This window comes from Ruegeria sp. BF7, assembly GCF_056538605.1.
Genome location: NZ_JBQFTM010000004.1, coordinates 96040 through 119474, shown reverse-complemented (window position 1 = coordinate 119474; position 23435 = coordinate 96040). Strand labels below are relative to the sequence as shown.

The 23435-nt window shown below is 59.1% G+C and carries 19 protein-coding genes and 1 pseudogene; 9 read left to right on the top strand and 11 right to left on the bottom strand.

Annotated elements, in window-relative coordinates:
• Window positions 1-46 precede the first annotated feature (46 nt).
• The gene (locus tag ACR0IK_RS11295) at window positions 47-3700 is read right to left on the bottom strand and encodes a beta strand repeat-containing protein (RefSeq protein ID WP_480641560.1); all 3654 of its coding nucleotides are present in this window, start codon (window positions 3698-3700) and stop codon (window positions 47-49) included.
• Between the two features lie 340 nt (window positions 3701-4040).
• Between ACR0IK_RS11295 and ACR0IK_RS11290 the strand changes: the two genes are divergently transcribed.
• The 7 genes from ACR0IK_RS11290 (at window position 4041) to ACR0IK_RS11260 (ending at window position 11879) form a co-directional block, all read left to right on the top strand.
• A complete protein-coding gene (locus ACR0IK_RS11290) occupies window positions 4041-4961 on the top strand; it encodes a LysR family transcriptional regulator (protein ID WP_480641559.1) in 921 nt (306 codons plus the stop codon).
• Between the two features lie 327 nt (window positions 4962-5288).
• Window positions 5289-6872, top strand: coding sequence for an ABC transporter substrate-binding protein (locus ACR0IK_RS11285; protein ID WP_480591105.1), 1584 nt, complete (start codon window positions 5289-5291; stop codon window positions 6870-6872).
• Window positions 6873-6940: 68 nt separating this feature from the next.
• Entirely contained in the window at window positions 6941-8035 is a 1095-nt protein-coding gene (locus ACR0IK_RS11280) for a M24 family metallopeptidase (protein WP_480641558.1), read from the top strand.
• Window positions 8035-9042, top strand: a complete 1008-nt coding sequence (locus tag ACR0IK_RS11275; protein WP_480591101.1) for an ABC transporter permease subunit — start codon at window positions 8035-8037, stop codon at window positions 9040-9042. The genes ACR0IK_RS11280 and ACR0IK_RS11275 overlap by 1 nt, the downstream gene beginning before the upstream one ends.
• Window positions 9042-9944 (top strand): ABC transporter permease subunit, encoded by a 903-nt coding sequence (locus ACR0IK_RS11270; RefSeq protein WP_480591099.1) that lies wholly within the window; start codon window positions 9042-9044, stop codon window positions 9942-9944. The genes ACR0IK_RS11275 and ACR0IK_RS11270 overlap by 1 nt, the downstream gene beginning before the upstream one ends.
• A 4-nt stretch (window positions 9945-9948) precedes the next feature.
• Window positions 9949-10926, top strand: coding sequence for an ABC transporter ATP-binding protein (locus tag ACR0IK_RS11265; protein ID WP_480591098.1), 978 nt, complete (start codon window positions 9949-9951; stop codon window positions 10924-10926).
• The gene (locus ACR0IK_RS11260) at window positions 10923-11879 is read left to right on the top strand and encodes an ABC transporter ATP-binding protein (RefSeq protein ID WP_480641557.1); all 957 of its coding nucleotides are present in this window, start codon (window positions 10923-10925) and stop codon (window positions 11877-11879) included. Before ACR0IK_RS11265 ends, ACR0IK_RS11260 begins: the two co-directional genes overlap by 4 nt.
• A gap of 6 nt (window positions 11880-11885) precedes the next feature.
• Here ACR0IK_RS11260 and ACR0IK_RS11255 read toward each other — a convergent pair whose 3' ends face one another.
• Together ACR0IK_RS11255 and ACR0IK_RS11250 are read right to left on the bottom strand one after the other, a co-directional pair.
• Complete coding sequence (locus tag ACR0IK_RS11255) at window positions 11886-12560, bottom strand: GntR family transcriptional regulator (protein ID WP_480591095.1); 675 nt, start codon at window positions 12558-12560, stop codon at window positions 11886-11888.
• A gap of 707 nt (window positions 12561-13267) precedes the next feature.
• Entirely contained in the window at window positions 13268-13624 is a 357-nt protein-coding gene (locus ACR0IK_RS11250) for a hypothetical protein (RefSeq protein ID WP_480641556.1), read from the bottom strand.
• Between the two features lie 343 nt (window positions 13625-13967).
• On the opposite strand from ACR0IK_RS11250, the pseudogene ACR0IK_RS11245 reads away from it, so the two are divergent.
• Window positions 13968-14444, top strand: a pseudogene (locus ACR0IK_RS11245) (aldehyde dehydrogenase family protein); the annotation flags it as partial.
• A 62-nt stretch (window positions 14445-14506) separates the two neighbouring features.
• Here the strand turns inward: ACR0IK_RS11245 and ACR0IK_RS11240 are convergent.
• From ACR0IK_RS11240 to ACR0IK_RS11205, 8 genes are read right to left on the bottom strand one after another with little or no spacing between them, the layout of a single operon-like run.
• Window positions 14507-15349, bottom strand: a complete 843-nt coding sequence (locus ACR0IK_RS11240) for a fumarylacetoacetate hydrolase family protein (protein ID WP_480641555.1) — start codon at window positions 15347-15349, stop codon at window positions 14507-14509.
• Window positions 15350-15367: 18 nt separating this feature from the next.
• A complete protein-coding gene (locus tag ACR0IK_RS11235) occupies window positions 15368-16117 on the bottom strand; it encodes an SDR family oxidoreductase (protein ID WP_480641554.1) in 750 nt (249 codons plus the stop codon).
• A gap of 8 nt (window positions 16118-16125) precedes the next feature.
• On the bottom strand, window positions 16126-17628 hold the full coding sequence (locus ACR0IK_RS11230) for an aldehyde dehydrogenase (NADP(+)) (RefSeq protein WP_480641553.1): 1503 nt from the start codon (window positions 17626-17628) through the stop codon (window positions 16126-16128).
• Between the two features lie 13 nt (window positions 17629-17641).
• On the bottom strand, window positions 17642-18754 hold the full coding sequence (locus ACR0IK_RS11225; RefSeq protein WP_480641552.1) for a fumarylacetoacetate hydrolase family protein: 1113 nt from the start codon (window positions 18752-18754) through the stop codon (window positions 17642-17644).
• Between the two features lies 1 nt (window position 18755).
• Window positions 18756-19586, bottom strand: a complete 831-nt coding sequence (locus tag ACR0IK_RS11220) for an amidohydrolase family protein (RefSeq protein WP_480641551.1) — start codon at window positions 19584-19586, stop codon at window positions 18756-18758.
• Window positions 19583-20011: an RbsD/FucU family protein gene (locus tag ACR0IK_RS11215; RefSeq protein ID WP_480641550.1), complete on the bottom strand. Its 429-nt coding sequence runs from the start codon at window positions 20009-20011 to the stop codon at window positions 19583-19585. Before ACR0IK_RS11215 ends, ACR0IK_RS11220 begins: the two co-directional genes overlap by 4 nt.
• Entirely contained in the window at window positions 20001-21053 is a 1053-nt protein-coding gene (locus ACR0IK_RS11210) for an aldo/keto reductase (RefSeq protein ID WP_480641549.1), read from the bottom strand. Before ACR0IK_RS11210 ends, ACR0IK_RS11215 begins: the two co-directional genes overlap by 11 nt.
• Window positions 21050-21787 (bottom strand): GntR family transcriptional regulator, encoded by a 738-nt coding sequence (locus ACR0IK_RS11205; protein ID WP_480641548.1) that lies wholly within the window; start codon window positions 21785-21787, stop codon window positions 21050-21052. The genes ACR0IK_RS11210 and ACR0IK_RS11205 overlap by 4 nt, the downstream gene beginning before the upstream one ends.
• Window positions 21788-21869: 82 nt before the next feature.
• Here ACR0IK_RS11205 and ACR0IK_RS11200 point away from each other — a divergent pair, with 82 nt between their 5' ends.
• Entirely contained in the window at window positions 21870-23423 is a 1554-nt protein-coding gene (locus ACR0IK_RS11200) for a UxaA family hydrolase (RefSeq protein ID WP_480641547.1), read from the top strand.
• Window positions 23424-23435: the final 12 nt, after the last annotated feature.

The following is a 23435-nucleotide window of genomic DNA, read 5'->3' as shown; positions in this document are numbered from 1 at the left end:
CGGATTGACAGGCGGGGCGACCAAAGGCCGCCCCGCAGGGGATCACTTATGCGACGAAGTCGTCTTCGTTCAGGTCGGCGCTGTCGACACCGGCCAGACGAACCGAACCCGCATCACCAAAGGTGATCAGCGCATCTTCGCCATCCTGAGCGACGTTGACGTTGCCGCCGAAGTCAGGACCGAAATCACCGAATTGCAGCTGGTCGATGCCAATCTCGAAGTCCTGAACGACGTCGTCGCCGAAGATGCCCGCGAAGACGAACGTGTCCTGTCCCGCGCCACCGATCAGGATATCGTCGCCACCTTCACCGTTCAGCACGTCGTCACCGGCCTGACCGTTCAGCGTGTTGGTCCCTGAGTTACCCGACAGGATGTCGTTGCCGCCATTCGGGCTGCCCGCGTTGTTCGACCCGTTGATGTTTTCGAACCCAAACACCTGATCCAAGGTGGCCCCTTCCGGTGCGTTGACCGTGGCGACACCGTTGCCCTCTTCATCAAGGTCCAGAGCAACGCCTGGCCCTGCGTTGAACAACGCTGTGTCGATGCCTTCGCCACCGATAATGACGTCAGCCCCACCAAACGAGTGGATGGCGTCATTCCCAGCACCGCCGTCGAGCACGTTGAACTCGTTGTTGCCCAGGATCAGGTCATCCCCGCTGGAACCGACAACGTTTTCGAAATTATCGACTTCGGCGACGATCTGGCCGTTGACGATAACGGCACCGTCCTGCGGGCCTTCATCGCCATTGCCGGTCGGGTTCGGCGCGGGACCGCTCAGGTCCAGGTCAATTGTCACGCCGTCAAACCCGGACACATCGATCGTGTCGCTGTCATCCGAACCGACAACCCGCTCGATCGAGCGCAGAACGTCGACTTCAATCTGATTGTCGATGACGTCCTGGCCGACGACACCGGTGCCTCCTGTGGCTTGGGTATTCAGTGTGGCGCCTGCGTCCACCAGCGTGTCCTGCACCACCGCGCCATTTTGACCGGCAGGTGCATTGTGCAGGTGAATGGCCGAGACAACACCCGGGATCGGCGTATTCAGGTCGGCTTCGTTCAGACCAACAACGCTCAGTTCGCTGGAATAGGTGACAACACCCGTGTTCAGGTTCTGAGTGATGACGACCGTAGCCTGACCCGTGGCTTCGCTGTCCGACAGCGGGCCCGGCTCTTGCGCCGCGTCCAGACCACCGCTGAGTGTGACTGTCCGGATGCCGTTCTCGGTCACAACGTTGTCAACCAGCAACTGTCCGCGGATTTCCCCACCGGGAAAGTCCGAGGTATGGATGTTGTAATACAAGTTGCCCAGGATGGCTTCCTCAACAAACCACGACGGGTCCGGGATGTTCGAGCCGAACTGGTCGGGGTCATCGACAACTGCATCGGTGACCGAAACGGTAAAACCAGTGTCACGGGTTGCGGTGCCGTTGCCGTTGGCGTCCAGAGAGACCTCGACCGCAACATCCAGATCCGAGAAATCGGCTGTGTCGATACCGTCGCCCCCGTCGATGAAGTCATTGCCCAAACCACCGGTCAGAACATTGTCGGCATCGCCTGAGATCAGCACGTCATCCCCCGCGCCACCGGCAATATCGCCATTTGTGACGCCCAGGTCGACAAAGATGTCATCGCCGCCGCCCAACAGAACGTTGCCGTTGATCACGCCTTCGTCGTCATTGACGATGGTCACTTCGCCGGCGTCCGATGCGTCGATCGCGTTGACCGTACCGCGGATCTCACCTTCGTTCAGGATTGCGCCCAGAAGGTTCAAACCGCCATCCACGCGAATACCTGCGGCGGTGTCCGAGTCTTCGGAACCCGCGATCAATCCTTCGTTGACGACCACACCTGCAAACGAGGCATCGTCCTGACTGGTGAACAGGCGCAGACCGTCTCCGACCTGATTGCCCTCGACCGCGTCGCCGCGCCCTTGCAGCGTACCTTCGTTGACGACAACTGCCGAAACCACATCACCCGAGGTGTCGCCAGTTTGCAGCGAGACGGCCGAACCATTGTTGCCTTCGCCAGCATCGACGAGGCCGGTGTTGGTGAAGCTGTAATTGTCAGCGGTGCCATCGGCATAGACGGTGCCATTGCGCTGATTACCTGTGCCGAGGATGTCGCCTTCGTTCACAACCTCAAGCCCGTCACCGTCTATATTCAGCGCGCGGCTGTCCGAGGTCACAGTGCCGCGATTGACGAAGGACCCGCCTGCGTGATCACCGGTGCCGAAATACACACCGTTCTGAACACCTGCGAACAGGCCGGTTTTCTCGTTGACCAACTGGCCCTGAAAATCGACGCCGTTTACAGCTCGGAACGCACCAACGGTGTTATTCGCGCCTTCGGAGGACACGGTGCCGGTGTTGGTAACGGTTCCCGTGAACAGGGCCGGGCCAAAGCCGCCACCTTCCTGACGCGCTCCTTCCAACCGGAGACCGTCTCCGGCCGTGCCCAGACCGGCGCCCGCGTTTCCGCGCCCGGCGATGGTGCCATCGTTGGTGATCTCGATCTCGCCATTACCGCCTTCGGCCAGCGACAGAGAGATACCAGCACCATTATTGTGCTCGCCTGCATCGATCGTGCCTGTCGAAATGTTGTTGATCGAGTAGTTGCGCGCCGTGTCGTCTGCATAGACAGTCCCGTTGCGCTGATCACCGATGCCCAGAATGTCACCGCCATTGACCAGGACAACGCCCGAGCCATCGATATTCACCGCCCGGCTGCCCGACTGGATGGTACCAAAGTTCAGGACGTGCAGATCATGTTCGCCGTTGCCGATATACAGACCGTTGCGCGGACCTTCGATCACACCGGTCGAAGTGTTCAGGATTTCGCCTTCGGTGTTTGCACCATCCGCGATGCGGATACCGGCGGCGGTGCCCTGATTGCTTTCGGTTGAAATCAAGCCGCTGTTGACGATCTCGGTTTCCAGAATCGTGCCTTCAGCGCCATCGTCGATGCGGATGCCATCACCGGCCAGCGCGGTGTTCGACGCAGCCTGACCGCGGCCCTGAATGGTTGCTCCAAAACCGTTGAACACATCGGTTTCAACGCGGTCACCGACCTCATCGCCGACCTGCAGCGAAATACCGGCGCCCTGGTTGTCTTCACCCGCATCAATGGTGCCGCCCGTGAAGTTCGAGATCGAAACATCTTCGGCGGTGCTGTTGGTATAGATCGTGCCGTTGCGCTGATCGCCGGTGCCGATGATTTCACCAAAGTTTCGCACATCAATGCCTTGGCCCTGAATGTCGACCGCGCGGCTATCCGAACTGATCACGCCACCGCGGAAGTTATCGAGATTGCCCGAACTGCCTGCACCTGCGAACTGCACACCGTTGAAGTCACCCGCAATCTCACCGAAGTTGCGGACCGAGGCGCTGCCGGTGACCTGTACTCCGGTAGCCAGCGCATCGGGTCCGTTGTTGGCCTCAATCCGGCCCGAGCGGAAGTTGAAGACATCGACATCCTGACCTTGCGCCAAAACAGCCGCGACCGCGTTATTGGTGACGATTTCACCAAAGTTCAGCAGGCGCGAGAAGTCGTTTGCCAGAACAAAAGCCGGAGTGTCATCGACCACGGTGCTTTGAAAGAAGTTGTTGATCAGGGATTGGCCATCGCGGGATGTCTCTTGCGCCAGGGTAGACGTGGTCAAGAGACGGGCGCGTAAGCCTTCAATGAATTGGGATAACATGGGGGACTCCATCATGGGTTTGCATTTTGCGGCCCGCCCGCTGGTCTGGGCGTTCCACGTAGCAAAGGGGTAGTCGCCACCGTTGGTCTTCTAAAATTCATCCTGCGAATTGGACATATAACCAAAGCAAATAGTCACGCCCGCCGTGATGTGCGGTGGGTGCGTGACAAGTAATTTCAATAAGTTAGACGTATCTCGGGACTCAGTCGGCACTATTCAGTGGCGCAGGGTGACGGTTTTGTCAGTGATTGTGATGCCGTTTTCCTGCATCGAAGCCTGTGTTGAGGTATCTAAAGAGCGTCCCCCGTGCGGTTGGAAAGCACGCAATTGGTTTGCGGTCATGAACTTCAGAGACTTGGAATATGTCCTAGCCATCGCCAGACACGGCCAGTTCAGCCAGGCAGCCGTGGCCTGCAATGTATCGCAACCCGCATTGTCCAATCAGGTCAAAAAGCTTGAAAAGGAATTGGGAACTGACCTGTTTCTGCGCCTCAACCACGAGGTGCGTCCGACCGCCTGCGGCACCCGTGTGATCGCAATCGCCGAACGCATCCTGAAAGACGCTCAAAACATCCGGGATACCGCGACCCAGTTCCGTGACCCCGAAGCCGTTCCGTTCAAAGTGGGTATGACCCCGACGCTGGCCCCATATCTAACGCAGTATTTCTCGGAGCTGTTCAGCACACTGTTTCCCAACATGCGGGTCACGATGGTTGAAGACCTGCCGCAAAACATGCTGCGAATGGTCGAAGATCACACGCTTGATGTGGCGCTGGTAGCCAAGGTTAACACCGAGGCAGCGCTTGATTTCACCTCTATCTGGACCGAGCCCCTGTTTCTGGCCGTCCGCGAAGGACACCCGCTGTGCCATTTGCCGTCCATCGCGCCCGGGGATGTGCCTGCCCATGATTTTATCCGGTTGCCGCACAGCTTCGGCTATGAACTGGAAAACCGCCTGCCTAAATCGGACCCCGCGCACCGGGTCAGCAAACGGTTCGACCTGAGCGCCTTGCGGTTCGAAACGATCTGTCGGCATATTTGCCACTCGGACGATTGCACTATTGTCTCGGCGCTGGCGGCCGAACAGTTCAGGCGCGACGGGTGGCCCCTGTGCTTTGTGCCGTTTGACGCGCCCGGCAACCTGCGCAACCTCGGGGCGGTGACACGCCCCGGCTGTCCGCGCCGACCACTACTGGACCGCATCGGCGACTTTATCAATGAGAAACCACCGGTCGGTGTCACGCCAACCTTTTCGGGCTGATCTCAAACCAAAAGTCGTACGAGCGCCAAGGTAGACGGACACTGGCACTTCAAAACCTGACTCTCATACGCTCCTTTTTTCCGGCAATAGAGTGCGGCCATACCATTATAAAATCCTCTTGCCCGTCCGATCCAAAAGGTCGAACGTGTTGGTGTATCCTACAGGTTTGCCAACTGGCCGCGGCTACGCGTGCAAGTCAGTTGACAATGGATTTTGTATTTTGGATACATTGGGCAGAGATTTCGCGGCGAACAGAGTCGTCCAAGAATGCTCTGGCCACAAAGAGCAACGCGAATGTCTGAAAAAAACTATTTCTGGGAGACCCACATGAAACTGAAATTAATGGCCGCAACTGCTGCGATCGCCCTGTCGGCTGCCGCGGCACAAGCGAATACGCTGGTCTATTGCTCGGAAGGCTCGCCCGAAGGCTTCGACCCGGCGCTGTTTACCGCTGGTACGACCTTTGATGCCTCGTCGCACCCAATCTACAACCGCTTGCTCGAGTTCGAAACCGGCACGACCAACGTGATCCCCGGTCTGGCCGAAAGCGTCGAGGCCAGCGATGACGGTCTGGAATACACCTTCAAGCTGCGTCAAGGCGTCAAGTTCCATTCGAACGATGAATTTGCCCCGACCCGTGACTTCAACGCCGATGACGTGATCTTCTCGTTCATGCGTCAGAAGGACGAGGGCCACCCCTACAATCAGGTCTCGGGCGGTACATGGGAATATTTCAAGGGCATGGGCATGCCGGAACTGGTCGAGTCCATCGAGAAGGTCGACGACTATACCGTGAAATTCACCCTGACCAAGCCCGAGGCACCTTTTGTCGCCAACATGGCGATGGACTTCGCCTCAATCCTGTCTGCGGAATACGCGGATGCGATGATGGAAGCGGGCACGCCTGAAAAGCTGAACACCGCGCCGATCGGCACCGGTCCGTTCTCGTTCGTGGCCTATCAGAAAGACGCGGTGATCCGCTATGCGCAGAACGCTGACTACTGGAAAGACCCGGCGGCCGTTGAAAACCTGATCTTTGCGATCACTCCGGACGCTTCGGTGCGCTATCAAAAGCTGAAGGCCGGCGAATGCCATATCATGCCCTATCCGAACCCCGCTGACATTCAGGCGATGAAGGATGACGCTGACATCAACATGATGGAGCAAGAGGGCCTGAACGTCGGATACCTGGCTTACAACACCACGATGGAGCCGTTCGACAATCCGAACGTCCGCAAGGCGCTCAACATGGCGATCGACAAGAACGCTATCATCGACGTCGTGTTCCAGGGTTCGGGCCAGGTTGCCAAAAACCCGATCCCGCCGACCATGTGGGGCTATAACGATGCGATCACCGACGACGCCTATGATCCGGAAGCGGCCAAGGCGATGCTGGAGGCCGAAGGTGTTTCCGATCTGTCGATGAAGGTCTGGGCGATGCCGGTACAGCGTCCGTATAACCCGAACGCCCGCCGCATGGCTGAACTGATCCAGGCAGATTTCGCCAAAGTCGGCGTGGACGTTGAAATCGTCTCCTATGAATGGGGTGAGTACCTGTCGCGCTCGAAAGAGCTAAACCGCGATGGCGCTGTTCTGCTGGGCTGGACCGGTGACAACGGCGATCCAGACAACTTCCTGGCCGTGTTGCTGGGCTGTGACGGCCGCGAAGCGTCGAACCGTGCACAATGGTGCCACCAGCCGTTTGAAGATCTGATCCTGCAGGCCAAGCAGACCACCGATCAGGCCGAGCGTACCAAGCTTTATGAGGACGCCCAGGCGATCTTCAAGGAGCAGGCGCCTTGGGCGACCATCGCACACTCGGTTGTCTTCATGCCGATGCGCAACGAAGTGCAAGGCTACAAGGTGCACCCGCTGGGCGGCCACATCTTCTATGGTGTAAGCGTCGAGTAAATCACACTCACTGACCGGAGCCGCCCAATCGGCGGCTCCGGTTTCTTTTATTCTGGAGGTCGGCGCCAATGCCGGATTTGTCCGAGTACCGACAACTGGCAAAGGACCTGTCAGTAGATGCCGTGGCGCTTGTGCCCGGTCCGAATTTTACCCGCGCTTTGGGAAAACCTTTCATGAGCCACGAGCGACCCTTTGTGGTCGTAATCCCGGCCGAAGGCGCTTCGGCCGCGGTTGTGCCCAATCTTGAGCTGGGCTCGTGGGAACTCGTCGGATTCGAAGGCGCTGTTTTCGACTGGTACGACCAGACCGGCTATGACGATGCGTTTGCTGCGCTGGCCAAGCAAATGCCGCTGACATCACTGGCCGTTGAAGGACAAGTGATGCGGGTTTTTGTCTCCAAGGCGTTCACCAACGCTCTGCCGAACCTGTGGATTGTCGATGCCGAGCGTGAGATTTCGGGTCTGCGGATCTGCAAGACCGAAGACGACGTGGCGGCAATGCAGGCGGCGATTGATATCTCGGAACGTGCATTGGCCCGTGTAATCGCGGATGTGCGCGTCGGTCAGACCGAAATTCAAATCGAGCAGGCCCTTGTTCAGGCCCTGTTTGCCGAAGGCGCGGCCTCGCTGGCCTTTGCGCCGATCGTTGCGGCCGGGGACAATTCAGCGCGGCCCCACGGCAAGGCGCGCGCGGATTACCAGATCAAGCCGGGTGACGCATTGCTGTTTGACTTTGGCGCCCGCAAACATGGATTTGCCGCCGACATCACCCGCACCTTTTTTGTCGAAGAGGTCTCGGACGAGGGCAGGGACGTCTATGACACCGTTCTGCGAGCCAACCTTGCGGGATTCGAAGCCTGCCGCCCCGGCGTCACCGCCCACGATATCGACGACGCGGTGATCAGCGTTCTTGAAGCCTCGCCCTATGCTGACCGCATTCGCACCAAGACGGGTCACGGGTTGGGTCGCGACGTGCACGAGGCGCCGTATATCATGCGCGGAAATGACCAGAAAATTTTGCCCGGGATGGTCTGGACCAATGAGCCGGGGCTTTATGAACTGGACAATTTCGGCATTCGCATAGAAGATGACGTGCTTGTTACCGAGGATGGCTGCCGGTCTCTGACCAGCTTTCCCAAAGATCTCACAATCATAGGTCGCTGATGTTTGGCTACTTACTCACACGCCTTGGCATGTTCGTTCCGACATTTCTGGGCGTAACGCTGATTTCCTTCATGTTCATCCGGGTCCTGCCGGGCGATCCCATCATCGTCATGGCCGGCGAACGCGGCATGACCGAGGAACGCTATCAGGAAATGGTCGAGAAGCTGGGCTTCGACAAACCGGTCCTGCAGCAATACTGGGATTATCTGGTCGGCGTCATGCACGGCGATCTGGGCGAAAGCTTTGTGACCAAGAAACCGGTCTGGGATGAGTTCTTTGCCCTGTTCCCCGCAACATTGGAATTGTCGATCTGTGCAATGATCTTTGCGGTGGCTCTGGGTCTGCCAGCGGGCGTGATCGCCGCCGTGAACCGGGGCAAATTCTTCGATCGGGCGCTGATGTCCTCAGCGCTGGTCGGATATTCGATGCCGATTTTCTGGTGGGCGCTGCTTCTGATCATCGTGTTTTCAGGCAATCTGGGCTGGACGCCTGTCTCGGGTAGGATCGACCTGCTGTACTACTTCCCAAGCGTCACTGGTTTCATGCTGATCGACAGCCTCTTGTCAGGTCAGTCAGGGGCGTTCGGATCGGCCGTTCGACACCTGATCCTGCCGACCATCGTTCTGGGCACCATCCCACTTGCGGTGATCGCCCGTCAGACACGCTCGGCCATGTTGGAGGTGCTGGGCGAGGACTACATTCGCACCGCCCGCGCCAAAGGTCTTTCGCCTTCACGGATCAACGGATTGCATGCGCTGCGCAACGCTCTGATCCCGGTGATCACGGTGATTGGCCTGTCCGTCGGCACCCTGCTGGCGGGCGCGATCCTGACCGAGACGATCTTTAGCTGGCCCGGCATCGGAAAGTGGATGGTCGACAGCATTTTCCGCCGTGACTACCCGGTGGTGCAGGGCGGCCTGCTGATGATCGCCGTGATCGTAATGCTGGTGAACCTGCTGGTCGATGTCCTCTATGGCATCATCAACCCAAAAATCCGGAGGCGGTGATGGCTGAACTGTCCGCAAACGCGCCAAAAACCGAAAACCGCCCCAGCGCCCTGCGTGAGTTCTGGTATTACTTCAGTGAAAACCGCGGTGCGGTGTTCGGGCTGTGGGTCTTCCTGGCCTTTGTCTTCTGTGCCGCCTTCGCGCCCCTGTTGGCGCCCTATGACCCGACCGAGCAGTTCCGCAATCACATCCTGCAGCCCCCAGCGTGGCAGGAGGGCGGCAGCTGGGCCTTCCCGCTAGGCACCGATCCGCTCGGCCGGGATATGCTGTCGCGCCTGATCATGGGTTCGCGGTATTCCTTCTTTGTCGGCATCGTTGTGGTCTGTGTGGCCGTGACAGGCGGTGTGATCATCGGGCTTCTGTCCGGCTTCGCTCCGAAATGGGTCGATACAATGATCATGCGGGTAATGGATATCATCCTGTCCTTCCCGTCACTGCTGCTGGCGCTGGTACTGGTGGCCATCCTCGGCCCGTCGCTGACCAATGCGATGATCGCCATCGCCATCGTGTTTCAGCCCCATTACGTGCGACTGACCCGTGCTTCGGTACTGTCGGAACGGCAAAAAGACTATGTCACCTCGGCCCGCGTGGCAGGCGCAAGCAAGGCCCGGCTGATGTTCAAGACGGTATTACCCAACTGTCTGGCTCCAATCATCGTACAGGCGGCCTTGTCCTTCTCAACCGCCATTCTGGACGCCGCCGCCCTTGGCTTTCTGGGCATGGGCGCGCAGCCGCCCACACCGGAATGGGGCACCATGCTGGCCGAAGCGCGTGAATTCATTCTGCGCGCCTGGTGGGTGGTCACCTTCCCCGGCCTCGCCATCCTGATCACAGTGCTCGCCATCAACCTGATGGGCGACGGTCTGCGCGACGCGCTGGACCCGAAACTGAAGCGGAGCTGACGACATGAGCCTGTTGGATATCCGGAACCTCACCGTCGAATTCGCCACCGCTTCGGGCAAGTTCCGCGCCGTGGACGGCGTCGACCTGTCCGTCGACAAAGGCGAGTTGATGGCCATCGTTGGCGAAAGCGGCTCGGGCAAGTCCGTGTCTATGTTGGCGCTGATGGGCCTGTTGCCCTGGACGGCAACGATTACCGCCGATCAGCTGAGCTTCGAGGGCATCGACCTGACCAAAATCTCCGCCCGTGACCGCCGCAAGATCATCGGCAAAGACATCGCCATGATCTTTCAGGAACCGATGTCGTCGCTGAACCCCTGTTTCACGGTCGGTTTCCAGATCAAGGAAGCCCTGCGTATCCATCTGGGGCTGAACCGCAAGGACCGCCATCAGCGCGCCATCGAGCTGTTCGATCAGGTCGGCATCCCGGCCCCGGAAAGTCGTCTGAACACCTTCCCGCACCAGATGTCGGGCGGGATGAATCAGCGGGTGATGATCGCCATGGCGATTGCGTGTAAACCCAAGCTGCTGATCGCGGATGAGCCGACAACGGCGCTGGACGTGACCATTCAGGCGCAGATTCTGGACCTGCTGGTTCGGCTGAGGGATGAGCAGGGCATGGGTCTGGTGTTGATCACCCACGATATGGGCGTCGTCGCCGAAACAGCCGAACGGGTGCAGGTGCAATATGCGGGCCAGAAGGTCGAAGAACAGCCGGTCCAAGACCTGTTCCGCACCCCGCGCCACCCTTACACGTCTGCACTGCTCAGCGCATTGCCAGAACGGGCGACATCGAAAATGCTGCCCACCATTCCCGGCGTGGTGCCCGGTCAGTTCGACCGGCCCAAAGGGTGCCTGTTCAGCCCCAGATGCCAGTATGCGGACGACCTCTGCCGGTCTTTGCCGCCAACGCCGCACAGCGCGGAGTTCGGCAAAGCCCGTTGCCACTATGTCGAGAAGATAACTGCCGGAGAAGTGGCATGACCGCACCTATCGTTCAAGCCAGCGCCTTGGCCCGGCATTACATCGTCAAGGGCGGGTTGCTGTCGAAACCGGCAACAGTCAAGGCCCTGTCCGGCGTGGATTTCGACCTGCAACCCGGCAAAACGCTGGCCATCGTCGGTGAATCCGGTTGCGGAAAATCCACACTCGCGCGCGTTGTGACGATGATCGAGGAGCCGACCTCGGGCAGCCTGACTATCGATGGCGTCGACATCACCCCATCGAAATGGGCGCAGATGCGCGATACGGTGCAGATTGTATTTCAGGACCCTTATGGCTCGCTCAATCCACGCCAGCGGATCGGCCAGATTCTGCAGGAACCGCTGATCATCAACCGCCCTGACATGTCCGCCACCGACCGCGAGGCACGCGCACGTGAAATGATTGACCTTGTCGGCTTGCGCCCTGAGCATTACGATCGCTATCCGCACATGTTCTCGGGCGGGCAGCGACAGAGGATTGCTATCGCGCGGGCGCTGATGTTGAACCCCAAGGTACTGGTTCTGGACGAGCCCGTCTCGGCGCTGGATGTCTCGATCCAATCGCAAATTCTGAACCTGCTGGTCGAGTTGCAGGAACGCCTGAACCTCGCCTATCTGTTCATCTCACATGATCTGTCGGTGGTTAAGCATTTCGCAGATGACGTGATCGTCATGTATCTGGGCCGGGCCGTTGAAAAGGCGCCCAAGGAACAGCTGTTCGCAGCCCCCCGGCACCCTTATTCCAAGGCGTTGCTTTCCACGACCCCGCGCGCCGATCCCGAAGCGCGGAAAGAGCGGATCAAGCTGGAAGGAGAACTGCCTTCACCGATGAACGTCCCCCAGGGCTGTGCCTTTGCGCAACGGTGCTGGCTGGCAACCGAGGAGTGCCGCGCGGCTCCACCCGAACTAAGCGGTGAGGCCCATCAGGTGGCCTGTCTGCATCCTTTGGGTTGATCGGACTTATTCGCCTTTTCGCGTGGCAATGACCATTTCCAGCAACTGGTCCTTGGTGCGCCCAATATGCCGGGTCAGCAGGGCACAGGCGTCCTCAACCCGGCCGTCGCGCGCCAGTGACAACAGTTCCCGATGGTCTTTCTTGGCTGGTTCACGCTGCTCCATGACGCTCAGGTGCATCCGGACATAGCGGTCGGATTGCACATTGACCCGCTGCAGAATTTCATTGCTCAAACCCCGCCCCGCAGCTGCATAAAGCGCCATGTGGTAATCGTTGTTGAGACTGCCCCACCGGCCCACATCATAGGCGTCGTAGGACTTTTCCATCTCGTCCAGAATACGGTCGCATTCGATGAAATCGGTCTCGGTCATCTGCGGGATGGCACGTTGGAACAGGTCCACTTCCAGCAGCACGCGCAGGTCGAAGATCTCTCCGATTTCCGATAGCGAATGCTTGGTGACCGATGCTCCGCGATTGTTGGTCAATTGTACAAGACCTTCGGCATCCAGCCGCTTCAGCGCCTCGCGAATCGGCATACGCGAGACGTCGTAGTCCTCGGCAAGAGCTTCTTGCCGGATGGTCTCGCCCTCGGCCATTTCACCGCTCAAAATCCGCTCGCGCAGATCGTTGGTGATGACTTCGGGCAGGCTTTGTCGGGGAATCGCGCGGGATCTGGGCATTCGGTCGGTCTCGGGTGCAGGAAACTTGTATCCAAAATACAAAATGAGTGGTGGATTTCCAAGTCCCTTACACGCGACGATTGCTGTCAAGTGACGCACCGCATCCGGCAGCATGATCAACAGGGTTTTATTCCCGTGTCACATCCTTTCTCCAAACTCGTTTCGGGAAGGTAAATCACGAAAATCGGCACAGACAAGTTTAGTCTCGCTCATTGACTGATATCATAACAATCTATTCGACAGATGGAGGTATTCTCAGGAGATCGCGCCCAATGCAGCGAATCCTCTATATTGGCTTGAGTCGCCTGATGCGGACATATTCCGAACCGGTCTAAACCCTGTTCGACACCGGAAACTTCAACGAAGTACCGCAGGAGATTTCAGCAAAGCCGCCTGATATCTGGAAACCAATACGGGGGCCGAGGCTGGCCGCGACCCCGATCATCGCCATTCCCACAATTGCCGGTACCGGAAGTGAGTTCACCTGCCGGGCACGGCCTGGCAGCCAGAGACCAACAAAAAGCTCTCGCTGGCCCGACCCGATCTCTACCCGGAAACGGCAGTGATCGATCCCGCACCTATGGTGAACAATCTCAGGGGCTGATATTGGTCAACGGGTTGGACACGCTGCGCGCGTTGCTGCGCGATCCAAGCAACCTGCAGCAGCGCACCCGGATAGCCCGAACGTCGCTGAGCTCTGGTCTGGCCTACTCCAGCAACAAGAACGCTATCGCGCAAAACCTGTCCTTTCTCATCACGCTGGGGTGGGTGTGCAGCACGGCTTCGCGTGCTCGTTCGCCCTGTCCGTAATTTTGCGGTCCATGGATGACCTCGGCGGTTTTCGTCAAGACGCATTGCACGAGACCTTCGGGCCCAATCTTGCGGCCGGGGCTGATACGTTGAACGAACTCCTGACCAGGCTCGACGTTGCCACCTGGTTCGCAGAATACGCCGCTTCCGTGGGTCAGCGCGCGGTCATAATCGATGAAGTCTTCGCCGCAGAGCGAGGCCGAAGTTATGCCGGAACGAAAGACACCATTCCCGCTGCGAAGAAGGCGATGCATTCCTCACGCCCGAAAGTGGCCTGACCGAACCCAACTGTGACGCGAGGCAGCGCCTTAACCAAAAACCACAACATGGTTTTGCACACCCCTATCACCACCAACGTGCGGGTCCAACCTGAGCCCGAAGTTTCCGCCATCGCGATTTGCCTGGACAGGCATGTGCGTGCCCGAGGTCTATTCGGCCGAACTGTCTGAGTTTGTCTTTGCTGCGGGCGTCAAGCTGTTGAAAGAGTTCAATCCCGACGTGATGTATTTGTCGACCACCGACTAGGTTCAGCACAAATTCGCGCCCGAACAGCAAGGCGCGTTGGATTTCTACGCGATGTTTGATCGTTATCTGGGCGAACTGGGCTGTGTGATCCACGACAAGGCGGCAGAGCTGTTCGAGAAACGCGTCTACATGGCCGAGGAAGAAGGCGCGGAAATCCTCTATCACCCCGGTCGTCAGGGCGCGCTGTTGCCGCCCATCGTGGTCGACAAGGTTCCCCATGACAGCGAATTGGTGATGGAAGAGACCTTTGGCCCCATCGTCCCCATCGTGCGCGTGCCGGACGATGTCGCAGAGGTGATGGCAATCTCGAACTCGACCGAGTTTGGCCTGTCCTCGGGTGTATGTACCAATGATCTGAACCGGGCGATTGCCTACATCAACGGGCTGGACGTCGGCACCTGCAATATCTGGGAACAACCGGGGTACCGGATCGAAATGTCCCCCTTTGGCGGCATCAAGGACAGCGGCAACGGAGTGAAAGAGGGCGTCATCGAAGCGATGAAATTCTTCACAAACGTCAAAACATACTCCCTGCCATGGCCAGGCTGATTGCCCGTCTGTAGAAGCAAATAAGGGTCCGGTCTATCTGGCCAGGGCCTTTTATGTATGGGTCAGCCCTGCACGACGTCCTGACGCTGAATGCCCAGCCCTTCGATACCAAGCTCTAGCATGTCGCCCGGCTTCAGATAGGTCTGCGGGTTTTGCCCCATACCCACGCCCGGGGGCGTTCCTGTCGAGATCACATCACCCGGTTGCAGCGACATGAATTGCGACAGGTGCGAGACAACAGTCGCCACACCGAAATGCATCGTGTTGGTGGATCCGTCCTGATAGCGGTGGCCGTTCACCTCAAGATACATCGGCAGGTTCTGCGGATCGGCGACCTCATCCCGTGTCACCAACCAAGGCCCGATCGGGCCGAATGTGTCTGCTGATTTGCCTTTAACCCACTGACCCGAGCGATGCAGCTGAAAGTCACGCTCTGACAGGTCATTGACCACGCAATAGCCAGCCACGTGGTCCAGCGCTTCGGCCTCGGAAACGTATTTCGCCTCTTTGCCGATGACGACGCCCAGCTCGACTTCCCAATCTGTTTTGACCGAGCCACGCGGGATTTCCACGGTATCGTTAGGACCGACGATGGCAGAGGTCGCTTTGAAAAAGATCACCGGTTCGGCGGGCAGTTCCATTCCGCTTTCGACGGCATGATCGGCATAGTTCAGACCGATACAGATGAACTTGCCGACCTGTCCAACACAGGCACCGATGCGCGGGTTGCCCTCGACAACGGGCAGCCCGGCCAGTTCGAGCCCGCGCAGGCGCGCCAGACCCTCTTCGCTCAGCACATCGCCCGCGACATCATCAATGACGCCGGACAGATCGCGAATTTTGCCATTCGCATCCAGCACACCGGGCTTTTCCGCGCCAACCGGCCCATAGCGTAAAAGTTTCATTTCCTGTTCCTTTTCAACTCAGATGGTCCAGCCGCCGTCGATGGCAAAGGGATGCCCTGTGGTGTAGTTGCTGGCGTCGCTTGCAAGATACAGCGCAAGCTCCGCCACCTCATCAGCTGTTCCGATCCGCCCCATCGGTTGGCGCGCGATGAAGTCCGTCATGGCTTGTTCGTAATCCCCGGTGGATCGCAGTCGGTCATGCAGGCTGGGGCTGTCGACCGTACCGGGACAGATCGCGTTGCAGCGAATGCCCTGCGTGACAAAATCCGCAGCGACCGACTTGGTCAAACCAATCACCGCCGCCTTGGAGGCACAATAGGCGAACCGGTTCGGCACGCCTTTCATAGACGACGCGACCGAAGACATGTTGATGATCGATCCACCGCCGTTTTCCAGCATCGCAGGCAGGGTCAGACGAATGAGCCGGTACATGGCTTTGACATTCAAATCAAAGCTGAAGTCCCAGTCCTTTTCCTCGCAGTCCAGAATGGATCCGCCCGCAACATAGCCTGCGCAGTTGAACAACACGTCCAACGGCGGCAACTCCGCCGTGGCGGCCTGAACTGCTTTCGCGTCGGTGACGTCCAGTTTCAGGATCTGGATGCCGGTGATTGCAGCCAGTTCGGCCAGCGAAGCGTCATTGATATCACATGCAATGACCTGCGCGCCCTGCGCCGCAAAAAGCTCAGCCGAGGCGCGCCCGATACCCTGACCTGCAGCGGTGATCAGGGCTGTTTTGCCGGACAGACGGTTGGAACGGGAAGTCATCTCGTCTCTCATACTTGATCAGGCAAAAGGTCGGTCGGCAGGTTCTGATAGCAAACCGGCCGCAGAAAACGTCGGATCGACAAGGTGCCGACCGAGGTTGCGCCGAAATTGGTCGAAGCGGGGTAGGGGCCGCCATGCACCATGCTGTCACAAACCTCGACCCCGGTGGGGAAACCGTTGGCCAGCAACCGGCCTGCCTTGCGTTCCAGCACAGGCACCAGTTTACGCGCGGTGTCCGCATCGTCGGCGTCCATATGCAGGGTGCAGGTCAGTTGCCCTTCGACAGCACGGGCGATGTCGGTCATCTGTTCAATGTCCCGGGCGCGCACGATGATGCCGGTGGGGCCAAACACTTCTTCATGCAGGCTGTCATCGGCCAGCCAATTGTCGCCGGAAACGACAAACAGGTTCGGGGCGGCGCTGCGGGGGGCGCTGTCTTTGCTGACGATCTGCGCAACCCCGGCCCCCTCGGTGAATTGCGCCACGCCCTTGCGGTACGCGTCGGCGATACCGCTGGTTAGCATTGTCTGTTCTGCCGTGTCGACCAAAGCGGACTGTGCTGCTGCCTGCAGGGCATCTGCATCCGGCCCGTCAACCACGATGGCGATACCGGGGTTGGTGCAGAACTGGCCTGCGCCCATTGTCAGGGAACCCGCCCAACCGGTGCCAATCTCGGCACCACGGGCCGCGGCGGCATTGGGCAGAACGAACATCGGGTTGACCGAGCCCAGCTCGCCAAAGAACGGGATGGGTTCGGGACGCTGCGCGCAGATGTCGAACAGCGCGCGACCGGCACGCAACGACCCGGTGAATCCCACCGCCCTGATCAACGGGTGCTGGGCCAAGGCCGTTCCGACCCCGATCCCGTCGCTTTGGATCAGCGAGAACGTACCAGCGGGATTGCCGGACGCCTTGATTGCGGTATCAATCGCCTGCGCCACGATCTCACCCGTTCCGGGATGCGCCGGATGGCCTTTGACGACAACCGGACATCCCGCAGCCAATGCCGCCGCCGTGTCCCCACCCGCGACCGAGAACGCCAGCGGGAAGTTCGACGCCCCGAACACTGCAACCGGGCCCAGCGGGCGCTGGATCATCCGCAAGTCAGGGCGGGGCAGGGGTGCGCGATCCGGCAGGGCGGGATCGTGACGATGGTCCAGATACTCTCCGACTTCGATGTGGTCCGCAAACAGCCGAAGCTGGCCAACAGTCCGGCCCCTTTCGCCTTGCAGTCGCGCCTCGGGCAGGCCGGTTTCCTGACACCCGATCTCGGTGATTGCATCGCCGCGTGCGTCAATCTCGTCCGCGATTTTCCGCAACAGCGCGGCCCGTTCAGCCCGCATGGACCATCCGAAGATGGCAAAAGCCTCTTCTGCGGCCTGAACGGCGGCATCCACATGCGCTGGCGTCCCTACGGAAAAGTCGTGGCTTCGCCCGTGTGCGGGGTCTGATGAAAAAGTGGCCTCGGTCCCGACCCATTCGCCGGCGATCAGGTGTTTTCCGGTCAACATGTTCTAATTTTCCTTAAATCAGCCCGCGCCGGGCGAGGTTTCGCATCAGGTGGGACGCCCCGAATTTCCATTCAGGGCATTCGGTCGACAAGCGCACCGTGTTGGTCAGCGCACCTAGCTTATCGCTTGAAATCGTGACGATATCACCCAGTTTATGAGTGAACCCTCCCCCCGGAGTATCGCGATCCTGAGTCGGCGCAAAGAGGGTTCCAAGAAACAGCATCAATCCGTCGGGATACTGGTGATGCCGCCCGATGGTCTGGGCCACCAGATCGACCGGATCGCGGCTGATTTGCGCCATCGAGGAATGGCCTTGCATCGCAAACCCATCAGAACCAGCCACGGTCAGCATCAGCTCTGCGGTGCGAACGTCATCCAGCGTGAAACTGTCATCGAACAATCGGATCATCGGCCCGATCGCACAAGAGGCGTTGTTGTCCTTGGCCTTGCTCAACAACAGGGCCGAGCGCCCTTCGACATCGCGCAGGTTGACATCATTGCCCAGCGTCGCACCCTTGATCTTACCTTGTGAGTTGACGGCAAGAACGACCTCGGGTTCTGGGTTGTTCCAGACTGAAATGGGGTGCAGGCCAACATCCGCGCCAAACCCCACCGAAGACAGCGCCTGCGCCTTGGAGAACACCTCGGCATCCGGACCGATCCCAACCTCAAGATATTGGCTCCACAGACCCTCAGTGATCAGTGCCTCTTTGACCTGCGCCGCCGCGTCGGACCCCGGCACAATGTTGGTCAGGCTGTCACCGATGCGGGCACCGATACGGGTGCGGATTGCCTCAGCCTTGGCCGGGTCACCCGCGGCTTGCTCTTCGATCACACGCTCGACCATAGAACCCGCGAAGGTGACACCGCAGGCCTTAATCGCCTGCAGATCGCAGGGGGCCAGCCAATGATGGTCTCCACGCTGCGGACCCAACGTTTCACCCGGTGCCGAGCGCGTATAGTTGGCGGCGTCCTCCCGTTCCAGGACGTCGCGCACCGTCGGTGCCTCTTTGGAGGTGATATCAAACACATGTCCGCCGCGCAGGGTTACAACGGAGGGGCCAATACCCGCGCGCTCCACACGCCCCAACCACAAACCGCTGGTATCCAATTTCGGAAATTTCATTTCAGTCCCTGAGGTTGTAGGCTCGGGCGGCATTGCCTCCCAGCACCGCTCTGCGTTCGGTTTCGTTCAGTGCGCTCAGCAACTCGTCAGTAGTATCGATCCAGCGCTGGTAGCTGCTGGCCAATGTGCAGACCGGCCAGTCACTGCCCCAGATCACGCGGGACGGGCCGAACGTGCCCAGCAGATGATCGGCATAGGGACGCAGGTCATCGACTGTCCAACCTGGCGCGGCTTCGGTGACCAGCCCGGACAGCTTGCACCAGGCGTCGGTATCGCGGGCAAGGGCAGCCATGTCTTCAGCCCACCCGGAAATCGCCCCGTCCTTGATCAGGGGTTTAGACCCGTGATCAAGGACCGCACGCATCTGCGGATGGCGCTCCAACAGCTGGCGCAAAGGGCCGAGATGCTGCGGCAACGTCAGGGCATCAAAGGTCAGGTCGTGACGCTGCACTGCCTCAAATGCCGGGATCAAAACCTCTCCCATCATCCAATTTGGGTCCGGGATGTCCTGAATCATTGGCCGCAACCCAACCAGGATCGGGTTCGCCGACAACTTTTCAATCTGTGTCGGCGCATCAGCGGCTTCGAAATCGACCCATCCGACCACGCCTTTGATGAACGGAGTCCGATCAGCCAGAGACAACATATACTCCGTCTCGGCCACCGTTGGTGCGGCTTGCACCAGAACCGTGCCTTCAATACCTGCCGCCTTGATGAGGGGGGCAAGATCGCCCGGTGAGAAATCGCGGTATATCGCAGCAAGTTCTAGCGTCAGCCAGCCGTAATCACCGCGCGCCAAAGACCAGAAATGCTGATGTGCGTCGATCTTCATCCAATGACGCCCTTTTTGAGGATAATGTTGCCGTACAGCCTTTGCTCACCCGTCTGAACGATGGCAAAGGCGTTGGCGGCACGGTCATAGAAGGCAAACCGGTCCAGCCCCTGAATGCGGGCGGGGTTATCTGCCGTCGCATCAATGACGGTCTGAAAATCGGCCACGGCTTCGGGCACGGCGTCCGGGTCACCGACCACCTGCATGGTCAGCGCCGGATCAGGCACGAATGTATCCAACGGCATGACGGACAGTACAGCCCGCAGTATTTCGCTTGCCGAGGACCCGTCAGCGCGGATGCAAATCGGGCCAATGCTTGAGCCCGGAAAATTCGCATCCGCGATCACAATCTCATCCCCGTGCCCCATGGCTCGCAGGGTGTGCAGAAGATCGGGCGAGAGGATTGGGTCGATGTTATGCAGCATTGGCAGCCTCGGCGGGCAGGGGTGCATCGGGGCGGATCAGTCCCTCGGACTGCAGATCAGACCAGAAACTTGACGGAATCCTGCGGTTCAGCAGGGCGACATTGGCCTGCACTTCGGCAGCGCTGACCGCGCCGGGGACTACGGTTTTGACGCAAGGGTGACCCAGAACGAACTGCAGCGCGGCCGCAATAAGCGGCGTGTCATGCGCGGCGCAGACCGCTTCGATCTCGCGCACGCGATTCAAGATCTCCTCTGGCGCATCAGCGTAGTTATACTTGGCCCCCGGTATCGCTCCGGTGGCTAAGATGCCTGAGTTGTACGGTCCACCCAGAATGATGCCCACATCACGTTCTTCACAGAGCGGCAGGAAACTGTCCAACGCCTCCTGCTCCAGCAACGTATACCGCCCGGCCAACAAAAAGCCGTCGAAATCACCTAACCCCAACAGTTTCTTGCAGACCTGCCATTCGTTCACTCCGGCACCAATCGCGGCGACCTCACCTGCATCCCGCAGCTCGGTCAGTGCGTTGTATCCGCCACCATCGAACAGTTCGCGCACCTTGGCATCCGACATCTCCTGACTGCCCTGGCTGAAAACGCAGACGTCATGCACCAGCAGGATATCAGCATTGGGGGTGCCGAGCCGGTCCCGGCTCGCTTCATAGGACCGCATCACACCGTCATAGGTGTAATCGAACACGATGCGTTTCTGCGGCACGTCTACAAAAGATTCGGGTGTCACCTCGTGCGGCTCGCAATCCAGCAGCAGACGCCCGATCTTGGTCGAAAGCTGGATGGTTTCGCGCCCAAATCGGGCGATCGCCTCACCAAACCGGTGCTCGGACCGGCCGAGCCCATACTGCGGCGCGGTGTCGAAAAACCGGATGCCCGCATCATAGGCAGCCTGTAATGCGGCCTGCGCGTCCTCGTCCGAGACTTTGCGATAGAGATTGCCCAGAGGCGCGCCACCGAACCCCATACGAGTCAGAGGTACTGGTCTTTCGGTGCGATGGTTCAAGAGTTCGGTTTGAGAAACGGTCATCCTGCTTCCCGTGCTGCATGGGTGGTGATGTTGAATAGATGCGGTTGTTCCTGAATCAGAACCTCGATACGCGGCATGAGCTGTCCCAGGTGGTGCCGCATGGCCGCCTGCGCGGCTTGCTCATTACAGTCCATAATGGCGGCGTGAATGGCGCGATGCTCTTCCAGAGTTTCCGCAATGCGTCCCGGCGTCGGTAGCAACAGCATCCGGGCGCGGCTGACTTGCAGCGATACGGTCTGCGCCACGTCGCTCAGACGTTTGAAACCGGTGAACTGCATCAGCAACGCATGGAATTCTTCGTCAGCCTGATAGAAACCGGGAATATCCTCATCCTCGATCAACAGCTCCTGCAGGCGCATGTTCCGGCTGAGCTGCTTGCGCTGCTCCTCGGTCAAGTCGCGTGCCACCTTGGCAACAGTTGCCAGTTCCAAAGCCTCGCGCAGGAACATACCTTCGCGGATTTCCGGCATCGAGAAAAACGATACCCGCGTTCCCGACTGCGGCACGACATCCACCAGCCCCTCGGCGGCCAACCGGGCAATCGCCTCGGCCACGGGCGCGCGCGAAACGTCCAGCCGCTCGCAGATTGGCGCTTTTCTGAGCGTTGCACCGGGCGGAAAGTCCAGTGACAAAATGGCTTGTTTGATCGCCTGATAAACCCGCTGGGCCAGCGAGCCTTCATCCGACGCAATATCGCGCAAAAGCTGCGCGTTGATGTCTTGTAGTTTGCTCATGGGATCGAACTATCATACTAACATGTTAGTTGACAAGTGCGCGGTCAAGTTTTAGCAATCAGAGCAGTCAAGCGGGGACAAGATGCACGCAAGCCATAAAAATAAGGCCTTCGGAACGGCGACGCGCGATACGGTCAAGCTGAACCCAGATGATAATGTCGTGATTGCGCTGCGCGATTTGCACGCCGAAGACTGGCCAGCCGGCCTGACCACACCCCTGTCCGGCCCTGTCAATCGCGGGCACAAGATCGCCGTAACCGCAATTGCTGCAGGTGAGAGTGTTATTCGCTACGGGCAAATCATCGGACAGGCAAAAAGTGACATCAACCCTGGCGATCATGTTCACCTGCACAATCTTGGGATGGGCGCGCATCAACAGGATTATGCCCATGCCAGCGCCAACACGCCATTGGCGGCACTGAATAAAGGCCGCACTTTTCAGGGCTTTCACCGAGCCGACGGAAAGGTTGGAACGCGCAATTATATCGGCATTCTGACAACGGTGAATTGTTCGGGCTCGGTCGCGCGTTTTATTGCCGAAGCGGCTGTAAATACGTGCCTGTTGGACAATTATCCCAATATCGACGGCGTGGTACCGATCGTACACGGCACCGGCTGCGGCATGTCAGGTAAGAACGAAGGTTATGCGACCCTGTTCCGCACCCTGGCTGGATATGCCCAGCATCCAAACTTTGCTGGCATTCTGCTGATAGGGTTGGGCTGCGAGGTCATGCAAGTCGCGGATCTGGTCGGCGGCCGTCCAATCCGTCAGGATGGCGCGCTGCGCTACATGACCATCCAGAACGAAGGCGGCACCCGCCGCACCATCGAGCGCGGCTTGCATGAACTGCGCGGTATTGCGGAACTGGCCAATCAGGCGAAGCGCGCTCCGACCCCGGTCAGTGCTATCACGGTCGGAATGCAATGCGGTGGATCGGATGGGTATTCCGGGATCACCGCCAATCCGGCGCTGGGATATGCCTCGGACTTGCTGGTGCGCCATGGCGGCACGACAATCCTGTCGGAAACCTCCGAGATTTACGGGGCAGAGCATCTTTTGACCCGCCGCGCCGAAACACCGGAGGTCGGCCAGAAGCTGATCGATCGCATCCATTGGTGGGAAGATTATACCGCCCGCAACGGCGGTGAGATGGACAACAACCCCAGCCCCGGCAACAAGCGAGGCGGCCTGACGACAATTTTGGAGAAATCGCTGGGCGCAGTGGCCAAGGGCGGCACCGCTCCGATGCGGGACGTCTACAAATTCGGCGAGATGATCGACAAGAAGGGCTTTGTCTTCATGGACAGCCCCGGATTCGATCCTTGTTCGGTCACCGGTCAGGTGGCCTCGGGCGCAAATCTGATCGTGTTCACCACCGGGCGGGGTTCGGTTTCCGGCTATCAGCCGACCCCCTGCATCAAACTGGCCACCAACTCGGAAATGTATGCGCGCATGGCAGACGACATGGACCTGAACTGCGGGGATATCGTCACCGAAGGCATCAGCATCGAATCCAAGGGCGAAGAGCTATTTGAAATGCTGATTCGTGTCGCTTCCGGAGAGCAAACCAAAAGTGAGGAACTTGGCTTTGGGGGCGTCGAGTTCGTCCCCTGGCAAATCGGCGCGGTGATGTAACCCGCGCAGCCC